The 14133-nt window shown below is 66.3% G+C and carries 13 protein-coding genes; all 13 read left to right on the top strand.

Annotated features, from left to right (window positions below; translation table 11 throughout):
- Nucleotides 1–2 precede the first annotated feature (2 nt).
- Entirely contained in the window at nucleotides 3–1520 is a 1518-nt protein-coding gene (paaH, locus tag CXQ81_RS16890; protein ID WP_101337892.1) for a 3-hydroxyacyl-CoA dehydrogenase PaaH, read from the top strand.
- Nucleotides 1513–1962, top strand: coding sequence for a hydroxyphenylacetyl-CoA thioesterase PaaI (paaI, locus tag CXQ81_RS16885; protein ID WP_101337891.1), 450 nt, complete (start codon nucleotides 1513–1515; stop codon nucleotides 1960–1962). Before paaH ends, paaI begins: the two co-directional genes overlap by 8 nt.
- On the top strand, nucleotides 1955–3160 hold the full coding sequence (gene pcaF, locus CXQ81_RS16880; protein ID WP_101337890.1) for a 3-oxoadipyl-CoA thiolase: 1206 nt from the start codon (nucleotides 1955–1957) through the stop codon (nucleotides 3158–3160). The genes paaI and pcaF overlap by 8 nt, the downstream gene beginning before the upstream one ends.
- A gap of 102 nt (nucleotides 3161–3262) precedes the next feature.
- On the top strand, nucleotides 3263–4585 hold the full coding sequence (gene paaK, locus CXQ81_RS16875) for a phenylacetate--CoA ligase PaaK (protein ID WP_101337889.1): 1323 nt from the start codon (nucleotides 3263–3265) through the stop codon (nucleotides 4583–4585).
- Nucleotides 4586–4763: 178 nt separating this feature from the next.
- Nucleotides 4764–5753: a 1,2-phenylacetyl-CoA epoxidase subunit PaaA gene (paaA, locus tag CXQ81_RS16870; RefSeq protein ID WP_007926503.1), complete on the top strand. Its 990-nt coding sequence runs from the start codon at nucleotides 4764–4766 to the stop codon at nucleotides 5751–5753.
- 134 nt (nucleotides 5754–5887) lie between these two features.
- Nucleotides 5888–6169, top strand: a complete 282-nt coding sequence (gene paaB, locus CXQ81_RS16865) for a 1,2-phenylacetyl-CoA epoxidase subunit PaaB (RefSeq protein WP_007926505.1) — start codon at nucleotides 5888–5890, stop codon at nucleotides 6167–6169.
- 8 nt (nucleotides 6170–6177) lie between these two features.
- Entirely contained in the window at nucleotides 6178–6939 is a 762-nt protein-coding gene (paaC, locus tag CXQ81_RS16860) for a 1,2-phenylacetyl-CoA epoxidase subunit PaaC (RefSeq protein ID WP_101337888.1), read from the top strand.
- On the top strand, nucleotides 6926–7459 hold the full coding sequence (gene paaD, locus CXQ81_RS16855) for a 1,2-phenylacetyl-CoA epoxidase subunit PaaD (RefSeq protein WP_101337887.1): 534 nt from the start codon (nucleotides 6926–6928) through the stop codon (nucleotides 7457–7459). Before paaC ends, paaD begins: the two co-directional genes overlap by 14 nt.
- A 24-nt stretch (nucleotides 7460–7483) precedes the next feature.
- Entirely contained in the window at nucleotides 7484–8560 is a 1077-nt protein-coding gene (paaE, locus tag CXQ81_RS16850; RefSeq protein ID WP_101337886.1) for a 1,2-phenylacetyl-CoA epoxidase subunit PaaE, read from the top strand.
- 172 nt (nucleotides 8561–8732) lie between these two features.
- Nucleotides 8733–9041, top strand: coding sequence for a DUF485 domain-containing protein (locus CXQ81_RS16845; RefSeq protein WP_007926513.1), 309 nt, complete (start codon nucleotides 8733–8735; stop codon nucleotides 9039–9041).
- Nucleotides 9038–10684, top strand: coding sequence for a cation acetate symporter (locus tag CXQ81_RS16840; RefSeq protein ID WP_101337885.1), 1647 nt, complete (start codon nucleotides 9038–9040; stop codon nucleotides 10682–10684). The genes CXQ81_RS16845 and CXQ81_RS16840 overlap by 4 nt, the downstream gene beginning before the upstream one ends.
- Before the next feature lie 33 nt (nucleotides 10685–10717).
- Nucleotides 10718–11971: an OprD family porin gene (locus tag CXQ81_RS16835; protein ID WP_101337884.1), complete on the top strand. Its 1254-nt coding sequence runs from the start codon at nucleotides 10718–10720 to the stop codon at nucleotides 11969–11971.
- Nucleotides 11972–12029: 58 nt separating this feature from the next.
- Complete coding sequence (gene paaZ, locus CXQ81_RS16830; RefSeq protein ID WP_101337883.1) at nucleotides 12030–14084, top strand: phenylacetic acid degradation bifunctional protein PaaZ; 2055 nt, start codon at nucleotides 12030–12032, stop codon at nucleotides 14082–14084.
- Nucleotides 14085–14133: the final 49 nt, after the last annotated feature.

The raw sequence follows: 14133 nt of genomic DNA, 5'->3' as shown, positions 1-14133 counted from the left end.
ACATGAACCCACTGACACCCCAGGCCCGCGTCGCGGTGATCGGCGCCGGCGCGATGGGTGCCGGCATCGCCCAGGTCGCGGCCCAGGCCGGCCATCCGGTATGGCTGCTGGACAACCGCCCGGGCGCCGCGGCGCAAGCCATCGCCAGCATCGACCGGCAACTCGCCAGGCGCGTGACCAATGGCAAGCTCGATGCCCAGGCGCACAGAGCGACCATGGCCCGACTGCAGGCGGCCGAAGCCATCGAGCCACTGGCCGACAGCGAGCTGATCATCGAAGCCATCGCCGAGAACCTCGAAGCCAAGCGCGAGCTGTTTCGCCAGCTGGAAAGCCTGTGCCGCGACAGCTGCATCCTCGCCAGCAACACCTCTTCGCTGTCGATCACTCGCATCGCCGCCGGCCTGAAACGACCCGAACGCCTGCTGGGCCTGCACTTTTTCAATCCGGCACCGGTCATGCCGCTGGTCGAGGTCGTCTCGGGACTGGCCAGCGACCGGCAACTGGCGCAGTGCCTGTACGACACCGCCACGAACTGGGGCAAGCAGCCGGTGCACACCCGCTCCACCCCGGGCTTTATCGTCAACCGCGTGGCCCGGCCGTTCTACGCCGAAAGCCTGCGCCTGCTGCAGGAAGGCGCCGGCGACTGCGCCACGCTCGACGCCCTGCTGCGCGAGGCCGGTGGTTTTGCCATGGGCGCCTTCGAACTGACAGACCTGATCGGTCATGACGTCAACTACGCGGTGACCCGCTCGGTATTCGAAGCCTATTACGGCGACATGCGCTTTCAGCCATCGCTGATTCAGCAGGAACTGGTGGATGCCGGGCACTTCGGACGCAAGACCGGCCAGGGTTTCTATGCCTATGCCGAGGGCGTCGAACGCCCCGCCCCCGTGGAGTTGCACAGCGAGCAAAACATCGAGCATTGCGTGGTCGAGGGCGACCTGGGGGCTGCCCACGGCTTGCTGCAACGCTTGCGCGAGTCCGGTGTGCACCTGGTCGAGCGTGATGGCCCTGGCCTGTTGCGAGTCGGCGATGCGGTACTGGCCGTCAGCGACGGACGCCTGGCCAGCCAGCGCGCCCGCGACCAAGGCTTGAGCAACCTGATCCTGCTGGACCTGGCCCATGACTATGCCAGCGCTGGCCGCCTGGCGATCAGTTGCTGCGCCGGCACCAACCCACTGGCCCGCGACCAGGCGGTGGCACTGTTGCAACGCGCCGGGTTCAAGGTCAGCCAGCTCAGCGACAGCCCGGGGCTGCTGGTCCTGCGCACCGTGGCGATGCTCGCCAACGAGGCCGCCGACGCCTTGCTGCAAGGCGTGGCCTCGGCAGTGGACATCGACCTGGCGATGCGTGCCGGGGTCAATTACCCCGAAGGCCCCCTGGCCTGGGCCGACCGCCTGGGCCTGCCGCAGGTACTCGAGGTCCTGCAAAACCTGCAGGCCGCCTATGGCGAGGAACGTTACCGACCGTCCCTGCTGTTGCGCCGCCGGGTTGCCGAAGGGAGGGCGCTGCATGCTTGATCACCCTGCCATGAGCCTGGCCAGCGCCTGCGCCCAGAGCCTGTTCAAACGCGACAACGCCAGCCAGGCCCTGGGCATGCGCCTATTGTCGGTGGCGCCCGGCGTCGCCCGGCTGGGCATGAGCGTGCGCGAAGACATGCTGCAAGGCCACGGCACCTGCCACGGCGGCTTGCTGTTCACCCTGGCGGACTCGGCCTTCGCCCTGGCCTGCAATACCTACGACGAAGCCACGGTGGCCATCGGCTGTAGCATCGACTACATCGCCCCGGCCCGTCTGGGCGACACCCTGACCGCCGATTGCATCGAGCAAAGCCGCAACGGCCGCACCGGCAACTACGACGTACGGATCGAAAACCAGCATGGCGTGTTGATCGCCCTGTTCCACGGCAAATCCTACAAAGTGCGCGGCCCGGTGCTGGCGCAGGAGGCCCCCAATGAATGACGCCCTGATCATCGATGCAGTCCGCACCCCCATCGGCCGTTACGGCGGCGCCCTGAGCAGCGTGCGCGCCGACGACCTGGGCGCGGTGCCGTTACGCGCCCTGGTGCAGCGCAACCCCGGAGTCGACTGGAGCCGGGTCGACGACGTGATCTACGGCTGCGCCAACCAGGCCGGCGAAGACAATCGCAACGTGGCACGCATGTCGGCGCTGCTGGCCGGGTTGCCGGTGGAGGTCCCCGGCACCACCCTCAACCGCTTGTGCGGCTCCGGCCTGGACGCCATTGGCAGCGCCGCCCGCGCCCTGCGTTGTGGCGAGGCCGGGCTGGTGCTGGCCGGCGGCGTCGAATCGATGTCCCGCGCGCCGCTGGTGATGGGCAAGGCGCAGACCGCGTTTTCGCGCCAGGCCGAGCTGTTCGACACCACCATCGGCTGGCGCTTCGTCAACCCGTTGATGGAACAAGGCTTCGGCATCGACTCGATGCCGGAGACCGCGGAAAACGTCGCCGCGCAGTTCGGCATTTCCCGCGCCGACCAGGACGCCTTCGCCCTGCGCAGCCAGCAGCGGGCCGCGGCGGCGCAAGCCAGCGGACGCCTGGCCAGGGAAATAGTCGCGGTGCCCATCCCCCAGCGCAAAGGCCCGCCGACCCTGGTCGAACACGACGAGCACCCAAGGGGCGACACCACCCTCGAACAATTGCAGAAGCTCGGCACGCCGTTCCGCCAGGGCGGCAGCGTCACCGCGGGCAACGCCTCGGGGGTCAACGACGGCGCCTGCGCCCTGTTGCTGGCCGATGCCACGACCGCGCAACGCTACGGCCTCAAGGCTCGGGGTCGGGTGGTCGCCATGGCCACCGCCGGGGTCGAACCGCGGATCATGGGCATCGGCCCGGTGCCAGCCACGCGCAAGGTGCTGGAACTGGCCCGGCTGAGCCTGGCGGACATGGACGTGATCGAGCTCAACGAGGCGTTCGCCGCCCAGGGCCTGGCGGTGCTGCGCGAGCTGGGCCTGGCGGACGACGACGAGCGGGTCAACCCCAACGGCGGCGCCATCGCCCTGGGCCACCCCCTGGGCATGAGCGGCGCGCGCCTGGTGACCACCGCGCTGCACGAACTGGAGCAACGCCAGGGTCGCTACGCCTTGTGCACCATGTGCATCGGCGTGGGCCAGGGCATCGCCCTGATCATCGAACGACTTTAAGACGGGATACACCCGCGCCCGGAGCCCCCACGGGTATCCTGGGCGCAGGCACTCAGGAGCCGCCCGCCGGCGGTTCGACACAACAATAATTCGAGTGAAGCCATGAACATGCCAATTGCCAAAGCCGTGCTTGATCCCCTGCTGGACCCGCTGGAGACCGCCAGCGTCGACCAGTTGCGCCAGCATCAACTGGAACGCCTGCGCTGGAGCCTGAACCACGCCTACCGCAATGTGCCGCTGTACCGCCAGCGCTTCGACGAGCTGGGCGTGCACCCGGACGATGTGCGCAGCCTGGAGGACCTGGCGCAGTTCCCATTCACCAGCAAGTCCGACCTGCGCGACAACTATCCCTACGGCATGTTCGCCGTGCCGATCGAGGACGTGGTGCGCCTGCACGCCTCCAGCGGCACCACCGGCAAGCCGACGGTGGTCGGCTACACCCAGAACGACATCGACACCTGGGCCAGGGTGGTCGCGCGCTCGATTCGCGCCGCCGGCGGCCGGCGTGGCGACAAGGTCCATGTGTCCTACGGCTACGGCCTGTTCACCGGCGGCCTGGGGGCGCACTACGGTGCCGAGCGCCTGGGCTGCACGGTGATTCCGATGTCCGGCGGCCAGACCGAAAAACAGGTGCAGTTGATCAAGGACTTCCAGCCGGACATCATCATGGTCACGCCCTCCTACATGCTCAACATCGCCGATGAGATCGAGCGCCAGGGCATCGATCCGCAAAAGCTCGCCCTGCGCCTGGGGATCTTCGGCGCCGAACCCTGGACCGCCGAACTGCGCAGCGCCATCGAACAGCGCCTGGGCATCACCGCGCTGGATATCTACGGGCTCTCGGAAATCATGGGCCCCGGCGTAGCCATGGAATGCGCCGAGACCAAGGACGGGCCGACCCTCTGGGAGGACCACTTCTACCCCGAGATCATCGACCCGGTGACCGGACAGGTGTTGCCGGACGGCCAGATGGGCGAGCTGGTGTTCACTTCGCTGAGCAAGGAAGCCCTGCCGATGATCCGCTACCGCACCCGCGACCTGACCCGCCTGCTGCCCGGCACCGCGCGGCCCATGCGGCGTATCGACAAGATCACCGGGCGCAGCGACGACATGCTGATCATTCGCGGGGTCAACGTGTTCCCCACGCAGATCGAGGAGCAGGTGCTCAAGGTCCGGCAACTCTGCGAATGCTACGAGATCCACCTGTACCGCAACGGCAACCTCGACAGCGTCGAGGTCCATGTGGAACTCAAGAACGAGCATCGACAGCTGGGCGACGAACAGCAGAAAGCCATCTGCGACGAACTGAGCCGGCACATCAAGACCTACATTGGTATCAGCTCGCGTATCGTTTTGCGCCCGGCCTTTTCCCTCAAGCGCTCCGAGGGCAAGGCCAGCCACGTGATGGATAACCGGCAGAAATAAGCCATTCCCAGCTTAAAGCCCCGCTTCGGCGGGGCTTTTTTTTGCTCGAGGGAAAGCCTTCAATGAGCAAAGCGATACAAAACCATATACGACACGTTATTTTGTGTTTGATATTTATTTTTGTATCACATATAAAGCTCTCCATGCCCAGGCAATCCTTCACGGCAGGAGACGCACCATGTACGCACAGCTGGTAGAGACCGGAGTCAAAAGCATCAAGCCTCGTTCGGAGATGTCCGAACAGGAACGCGCCTTCCAGGACAAAATCGATTCGGAAATCAAGATCGAAGCCAAGAACTGGATGCCGGATGCCTATCGGCAAACCCTGATCCGGCAGATTTCCCAGCACGCCCATTCGGAAATCGTCGGCATGCTGCCCGAAGGCAACTGGGTGACCCGCGCCCCGACCCTCAAGCGCAAGCTGCAACTGATGGCCAAGATCCAGGACGAAGCCGGCCACGGCCTGTACCTGTACAGCGCGATGGAAACCCTGGGCGCCGACCGCGACGAGGAAATCGCCAAGCTGCACAGCGGCCGCGCCAAGTACTCGAGCATCTTCAACTACCCGACGCTGAACTGGGCCGACATGGGCGCGGTGGGCTGGCTGGTGGACGGTGCGGCGATCGTCAACCAGGTGGTGCTGCAGCGCACCTCCTACGGCCCCTACTCCCGGGCCATGGTGCGCATCTGCAAGGAAGAGAGCTTCCACCAGCGCCAGGGCTACGAAATCCTCCTGACCATGATGCGCGAGGGCAACCAGGCGCAGAAGGACATGGTCCAGGACGCCATCAACCGCCTGTGGTGGCCGGCGCTGATGATGTTCGGCCCCAGCGACGAACACTCGCCCAACAGCGCGCAGTCCATGGCCTGGAAGATCAAGCGCCAGAGCAACGACGAACTGCGCCAGCGCTTCATCGACCAGACCATCCCGCAGCTGGAACTGCTCGGCTGCACCTGCCCGGACCCGGACCTTAGGTGGAACGCCGAACGCGGCCACTACGACTTCGGCGAGATCCAGTGGGACGAATTCTACGAAGTGCTCAAGGGCAACGGCCCTTGCAACCAGGAACGCGTCGCTACCCGGCGCAAGGCCATCGAGGACGGCGCCTGGGTGCGCGAAGCCGCGGTCGCCCACGCCCGCAAGAAAACCAATAAAAACGCCGCGTGAACCGTAGCCGCTGCCGAAGGTTGCAATAAGGCCCGAAGGGCCTTCGAGGGCCTCAAGAGCGCTCCCCCTTCGGGGTCGATCGCAGCCTGCGGCCGCGGCTACATGAATTCAGCCCCTGATGTGGAGTCACCCTTATGTCCGAATGGACCCTCTTCGAAGTCTTCGTGCGCAGCAAGCACGGGCTCAACCACAAACATGTCGGCAGCGTGCACGCCGCCGACAGCGCCATGGCCATCGAGAACGCCCGCGAGCTCTACACCCGCCGCAGCGAAGGCGTGAGTCTGTGGGTGGTGCCCTCGGCGCTGATCGTCGCCTCGTCCCCGGATGAAAAGGACCCGCTGTTCGACCCGGCGGACGACAAGGTCTATCGCCACGCCAGCTTCTACGAGCTGCCGGCCGAAGTCGGGCACATGTGAGGTCGACCATGAACACGCAAAACGAATTGATCCAATACCTGCTGCGCCTGGGCGACAGCGCCCTGGTCCAGGGCCAGCGCCTGTGCCAGTGGTGCGGCCGCGCGCCGGCCCTGGAAGAAGAACTGGCGCTGATGAACGTCGGCCTCGACCTGGTGGGCCAGGCCCGCAACTGGCTGGACTACGCCGCCGAACTGCTGGACGACGGCCGCGATGCCGACCACCTGGCGTTCCGCCGCGACGAGCGGGCCTATCGCAACCTGCTGCTGGTGGAACAGCCCAACGGCGATTTCGCCGTGACCCTGCTCAAGCAGTTTCTCTACGATGCCTGGCACCTGGAAGTGCTCAAGGGCCTGGCCCAGTCCAGCGACGAACGCATCGCCGGGATCGCCGCCAAGGCGGTGAAGGAAGTCACCTATCACCTGCGCCGCTCCAGCGAATGGGTCGAACGCCTGGGCGACGGCACCGAGCACAGCCACCAGCGCATGCTGGAGGCGATTCCCCTGCTCTGGCGCTTCACCGTCGAACTGATCGGCGGCGGCGACAGCGAAAACCACCTGCACGGCGCCGGCATCATTGCCGACCCCGCGCAGGTCGCCAGCGCCTGGCAGGCGACGGTGGCGCGAATCTTCGCCAGCGCCACCCTGCCCCTGCCAGCGGCTCCCAGCCATTTCTACCTGGACGCCCGCCGCGGCCTGCACAGCGAACACCTGGGCATTCTGCTGGCGGAAATGCAGGCGTTGCCACGAGCGTACCCCGATGCGACCTGGTGAGCTGATTTCCAGCGACCGCGGCGCCCGGGCCCTGCAACCGGGCGACCTGGAAGCCGCCTGGAACATCCTGGGCGCGGTCATGGACCCGGAGGTGCCGGTGGTCAGCGTGGTGGATCTGGGCATCGTCCGAGACCTCGACTGGCACGACGGCCACCTGCAGGTGGTGGTCACCCCGACCTACTCCGGCTGCCCGGCCACCGAGGTGATCGAGGACGATATCCGCGCCGCCCTGGAACTCGCCGGGTTTCCCGCGCCCCGGCTGCAACGCCGGCTGACCCCGGCCTGGAGCACCGACTGGATCACCGCCAGCGGCCGCGAACGGCTGCGGGCCTATGGCATCGCCCCGCCCGCGGGCAGTGGCAGCAAGCGCAGCCTGCTGGGCGAAAGCGCTGCCATCTGCTGCCCGCAATGTGGCAGCAGCCACACCGAACAGCTCAGCGAATTCGGCTCGACCGCCTGCAAGGCGCTGTATCGCTGCCGGGACTGCCTGGAGCCGTTCGACTATTTCAAGTGCATCTGACGCCGTGTCAGTGGGAGAACAACCATGAGCAAATTCCACAGCCTGACCATCAAGGATGTGCGCAGCGAAACCCGCGACGCGGTGTCCATCGCCTTCGAGATTCCGCAGCACCTGCAGGACAGCTTTCATTTCACCCAGGGCCAGCATCTGGTGATGCGCACCCAGCTGGATGGCGAGGAAGTGCGCCGTTCCTATTCGATCTGCGCCGGGGTCAACGATGGCGAGTTGCGCATTGCCGTGAAGCGCGTGGCCGGCGGGCGTTTTTCGGCGTTCGCCAATGACCGGCTCAAGCCCGGGCACTGCCTGGACGTGATGCCGCCCGCCGGGCACTTCCATGTCGAACTCGACCCCGCGCGCCATGGCCAGTACCTGGCGGTGGCGGCCGGCAGCGGCATTACACCGATCCTGTCGATCATCAAGAGCACCCTGGAAACCGAGCCCCACAGCCGCGTCACCCTGCTGTACGGCAACCGCGCAAGCTCCGCCGCCCTGTTTCGCGAACAGCTGGAAGACCTGAAGAACCGCTACCTGCAACGCCTGAACCTGATCTTCGTGTTCAGCCGCGAACAGCAGGACGTCGACCTCTACAACGGCCGGATCGACGCCGACAAATGCGCCCGGCTGTTCTCCCGCTGGCTCGACGTCAAGGCCCTGGACGCCGCCTTCATCTGCGGCCCGCAGGCGATGACCGAAACCGTGTGCGACAGCCTGAAAGCCCATGGCATGGCCGCCGAGCGCATTCACTTCGAGCTGTTCGCCGCCGCGGGCAGCCCGCACAAACGCGAGGCCCGCGAAGCCGCCCGGCAGCACGACGCGGCGGTCAGCCAGATCACCGTGATCAGCGACGGTCGCGCCCTGGCCTTCGACCTGCCGCGCAATAGCCAGAGCATCCTCGACGCCGGCAATGCCCAGGGCGCCGAACTGCCCTATTCGTGCCGCGCCGGGGTGTGCTCCACCTGCAAGTGCAAGGTGATCGAGGGCGAAGTGGAGATGGACAGCAACCACGCCCTCGAGGACTACGAAGTGGCTGCCGGGTACGTGCTGTCGTGCCAGTCGTTCCCGGTCAGCGACAAGGTGGTGCTGGACTTCGACCAGCTCTGACCTGTGGCCACTGCCGCAGGCGGCGATCGACTTGGGCGGCACTCCGACGAAGCGGGCGCACGATCTTGAGATCGCTGAAGGCCTTCGGCCTTATCGCAGCCTCCGGCAGCGGCTACAGAAAAAATTCACCGCGTTTCAACCAAAACAAAAACAACATCAAGAGAGCGCTCCCATGACCCCGCAAGACATCGAACAGATCCGCCGGCACCCCGACTTCATCCAGCTGGTGCGCCGCAAACAGAACCTCTACTGGTCCCTGACCCTGGCCATGCTGGTGATCTACTACGGCTTCGTGCTGCTGGTGGCGTTTTCCCCCAGCACCCTGGGGCGCTCGCTCAGTGGCGGGGTGACCACGGTGGGTATGCTGGTGGGCGTGGCGATCGTGCTGCTGGCCTTCGCCCTCACCGGCTTTTATGTCTATCGCGCCAATAACGTGATCGACCCGCTGAACGAAAAGCTCAAGCAGGAGTGCGCCCAATGAAGCGCTTGCTGGCGTTGTTCGCCCTGCCGTGTCTGTTCGCCACCGACCTGGCGCTGGCCGCCGAAGGCAGCGCGCGCCCCTTGAACTGGAACGCCATCGGCATGTTCCTGGTGTTTGTCCTGTTCACCCTCGGCGTCACCCGCCGGGCCGCCCTGCGCACCCGCTCGGCCAGCGACTTCTATACCGCCGGCGGCGGCATGAGCGGCTTGCAGAATGGCCTGGCGATCGCCGGCGACATGATCTCCGCAGCGTCCTTCCTGGGCATCTCGGCGATGATGTTCCTCAACGGCTACGACGGCCTGCTGTACGCCCTGGGCGTACTCGCCGGCTGGCCGATCATCCTGTTCCTGATCGCCGAACGCCTGCGCAACCTGGGCAAGTACACCTTCGCCGACGTGGTCTCCTACCGCCTGGAACAGACCCCGGTGCGCCTGACCTCGGCCTTCGGCACCCTGACTGTGGCCCTGATGTACCTGGTGGCGCAGATGGTCGGCGCCGGCAAGCTGATCGAGTTGCTGTTCGGCATCAGCTACCTCTATGCGGTGATGCTGGTCGGGGTGCTGATGGTGTTCTACGTGACCTTCGGCGGCATGCTCGCCACCACCTGGGTGCAGATCATCAAGGCGGTGATGCTGCTGTTCGGCACCAGCTTCATGGCGTTCATGGTGCTCAGGCATTTCGGCTTCAGCACCGAGGCGATGTTCGCCGGGGCCAGCGCCGTGCACGCCAAGGGCAGCGCGATCATGGCCCCGGGCGGGCTGCTGTCGAACCCCATCGACGCCATTTCCCTGGGCCTGGGCATGATGTTCGGCACCGCCGGCCTGCCGCATATCCTGATGCGTTTCTTTACCGTCAGCGACGCCAAGGAAGCGCGCAAGAGCGTGTTCTACGCCACCGGTTTCATCGGCTACTTCTATCTGCTGCTGATCGTGGTCGGCTTCGGCGCGATCGTCATGGTCGGCACCGATCCTTCGTTCCGCGACGCCAGCGGCGCGATCATCGGCGGCGGCAACATGATCGCCGTGCACCTGGCCCAGGCGGTGGGCGGCAACCTGTTCCTCGGCTTCATCTCGGCGGTGGCCTTCGCCACCATCCTCGCGGTGGTCGCCGGCCTGGCGCTGTCCGGCGCCTCGGCGGTGTCCCACGACCTGTACGCCTGCGTGCTGCGCAAGGGCCAGGCCAGCGAGCAGCAGGAAATGCGCGTGTCGCGCATCGCCACCCTGTGCATCGGCGTGCTGGCGATCGTCCTCGGCCTGCTGTTCGAGTCGCAGAACATCGCCTTCCTCTCCGGGCTGGTGCTGGCCATCGCCGCCTCGGTGAATTTCCCGGTGCTGTTCCTTTCGATGTTCTGGAAAGGCCTGACCACCCGCGGCGCCGTGACCGGCAGCCTGGCCGGACTGGTGTCGGCGATCGTGCTGCTGGTGCTGAGCCCGGCGGTCTGGGTCAACGTGCTGCATCACGAACGGGCGCTGTTCCCTTATTCCAACCCGGCGCTGTTTTCCATGAGCCTGGCGTTCCTCAGTGCCTGGCTGTTCTCGGTGACCGACACCTCGGCGCGGGCCGAACTGGAGCGTGGCCGCTACCTCGCGCAGTTCATCCGCTCGATGACCGGTATCGGCGCCTCCGGCGCCAGCAAACACTGAACCCGTTCCGATCGATGACAGGGAATAACAACAATGAACCCCGTTTCCATCGCCTCACCGAAACACCTGCTGCCGGCCATGGCCTCGCTGGGCCTGGGCCTGTTCACCTGCAGCGTACAAGCCGACTTCATCGGCGACAGCAAGGCGCGGATCGAAATGCGCAACCACTACATCAACCGTGACTTCCGCCAGGCCAACGCCGCGCAGTCCAAGGCCGAGGAATGGGCCCAGGGCTTCACCGCGCGGCTCGAGTCCGGCTACACCGAGGGCACCCTGGGTTTCGGCCTGGACGCCCTCGGCGAGCTCGGGCTCAAGCTCGACTCCAGCGCGGATCGCCGCGGCACTGGCCTGCTGCCGTTCGGCCCCAACAGCCACGAACCTGCGGACGAGTTCAGCGAGCTGGGCCTGACCGGCAAGCTGCGCCTGTCGAAAAGCGTCTTGAAGATCGGCACCCTGCAACCGCTGCTGCCCGTGGCCACTTACAACGACACCCGTCTGCTCGGCTCGACGTTCCAGGGCGGCCTGCTGACCAGCCAGGAAATCAGCGGCCTGACGGTAAATGCCGGGCGCCTGACCGAAGCCAACCTGCGGGACTCCTCGAGCAACGACGACATCGGTTATGGCGCCGCCCGCAGCGATCATTTCGACTTCGCCGGTGGCAGCTACGCCTTCAGCCCGCAGCTGAGCCTCAGCTACTACTACGGCAAGCTCGAACAGATCTATCGCCAGCACTATCTCGGCCTGCTGCATACCCAGCCCCTGGGCGGCGGCTTCAGCCTGCGCAGCGACCTGCGCTACTTCGACAGCCGTGGCGACGGCGCCGAGCGCGCCGGGCGGATCGACAACCGCAACTTCAACAGCATGTTCAGCCTGATCAAGGGAGCGCACAAAATCAGCGCCACCTGGCAGCAGCTGTCCGGTGACAGCGCCTTCCCGTTCCTCAACGGCGGCGATCCCTACGTGGTCAACCTGGTGACCTACAACACCTACACCCGCGCCGAGGAAGACTCCTGGCAGCTGCGCTACGACTACGACTTCGCGGCCATGGGCCTGCCCGGCCTGACCTTCATGACCCGCTACACCGACGGCCGCCACGTCAAGGCGGGCAACATCGACAACGGCCGCGAGACCGAACGCGACACCGACATCACCTACGTGATCCAGAGCGGACCGCTGAAGGACCTGAGCATCCGCTGGCGCAACGTGACCTTTCGTTCGGGCAACGGCCTGACCACCGACCTCGACGAGAACCGCCTGATTCTCGGCTACACCCTGGCTCTTTGGTAAACCCCGCCGGCGCGGTCGCTGGCCGCGCCGGCCTCATTCATCATCCGGAGGAATCGTGATGCCTCACGCCCCCACCCTGCAAAGCTTCATCGCCGGCCGCTGGATCGGCCAACACGGCGCCCAGGTGCTGCGCAGCGCCATCGACGGCCACGAACTGGCCCGCACCCATGAAGAACGCCTGGATTTCGCCGAGGCGCTCGACCATGGCCGGCGCCAGGGCATCGCCTCCCTCATGGCCCTGGACTTCCAGCAGCGCGCCCAGCGGCTCAAGGCGCTGGCGCTGTACCTGAGCGAGCGCAAGGAACAGCTGTACGCTATCTCCCATCACAGCGGCGCCACCCGCGCCGACAGCTGGATCGACATCGAGGGCGGCAACAGCACCCTGTTCACCTATGCCAGCCTGGGTTCGCGGGAACTGCCCTCGGGCAATATCGTCCACGAAGGTCCGGCGCTGCAGTTGAGCAAGCTTGGCAGTTTCGCCGGCACCCATATCCTGGTACCCCGCGGTGGCCTGGCGGTGCATATCAACGCTTTCAACTTCCCGATCTGGGGCATGCTGGAAAAATTCGCCCCGAGCTTCCTCGCTGGCATGCCGTGCATCGTCAAGCCGGCCACCGCCACCAGCTACCTGACCGAAGCCGTGGTACGCCTGATGGATGAATCGGGGCTGTTGCCCGCCGGCAGCCTGCAATTGGTGATCGGCGGCACCGGCGACCTGCTCGATCGCCTGCAAGGCCAGGACGTACTGACCTTCACCGGCTCGGCCGATACCGCGGCCAGGCTGCGCGCCAACCCACAGCTGATTCGCAACTCGGTGCCGTTCAATGCCGAGGCCGACTCGCTGAACTGCGCGATCCTCGCCCCGGACGTGAGCCCGGACGACGAAGAGTTCGAGCTGTTCATCAAGGAAGTGGCCCGGGAAATGACCACCAAGGCTGGGCAGAAATGCACCGCCATTCGCCGCGCCATTGTGCCGGCCCGGCACCTCGACGCGGTCGCCAGCCGCCTGCGCGACAGGCTGGCCAAGGTGGTGGTCGGCGACCCGGCGGTGGAAGGCGTGCGCATGGGCGCGCTGGCCTCCCACGACCAGCAACGGGACGTGGCCGAACGCCTGGAGAGCCTGTTGCAGAGCAGCGACCTGTTGTTCGGCGCCCGCGACGGCTTCGAGCCGCGCGGGGCAAACACCCGCCAGGGCGCGTTCTTCGCCCCGACCCTGTTGCAGGCCCGCGACCCGCATGCCGAAGGCGGCGCCCACGATATCGAGGCCTTCGGCCCGGTCAGCACGCTGATGGCCTATGACGACCTCGACGAAGCCCTGGCCCTGGCCGCGCGAGGCAAAGGCAGCCTGGTGGCCAGCCTGGTGACCCGCGATCCACGCATCGCCGCCAAGGCCATCCCGGTGGCCGCGGCCTGGCACGGGCGCCTGCTGGTGCTGGACCGCGAATCCGCCGCCGAATCCACCGGCCATGGCTCGCCGCTGCCGCAGCTCAAGCACGGCGGCCCGGGGCGTGCCGGTGGCGGTGAGGAGCTCGGTGGCCTGCGCGCGGTGAAGCACTACCTGCAACGGGCGGCGGTGCAAGGCTCGCCGACCATGCTGGCGGCGGTCACCGGCGAATACGTGCGCGGCGCCAAGGTCATCGAGACCGAGGTGCATCCGTTCCGCCGGTTCTTCCAGGACCTGCAGATCGGCGAGTCGCTGCTGACCCACAGGCGCACGGTGACCGAGGCCGACCTGGTGAACTTCGGCTGCCTGTCCGGCGACCACTTCTATATGCACTTCGACGAGATCGCAGCCAGGGAGTCGCAGTTCGGCAAGCGCATCGCCCACGGTTACTTCGTGCTGTCGGCGGCAGCCGGGCTGTTCGTGTCCCCGGCGCCAGGGCCGGTACTGGCCAACTACGGCCTGGATACCCTGCGCTTCATCAACCCGGTGGGCATCGGCGACACCATCCAGGCGCGCCTGACCTGCAAGCGCAAGATCGACCAGGGCAAGCAGAGCCCGCAAGGCATCCCCCAGGGCGTGGTGGCCTGGGACGTGGAGGTCAGCAACCAGCTGGGCGAGCTGGTGGCCAGCTACGACATCCTGACCCTGGTGGTCAAACGCGAAGACTGACCGGCACCGCCCGCAGGAGCTGGTTTATCGGCTCCTGCGCGGGCCCGGG

Origin of the sequence: Pseudomonas sp. 09C 129 (genome assembly GCF_002843625.1) — a bacterium.
In the GTDB taxonomy this organism is placed as follows: Bacteria; Pseudomonadota; Gammaproteobacteria; order Pseudomonadales; family Pseudomonadaceae; genus Aquipseudomonas; species Aquipseudomonas chlororaphis.
The sequence above is the reverse complement of the archived record's forward strand: the minus strand, read 5'-3'. Positions and strand labels throughout refer to the sequence as shown.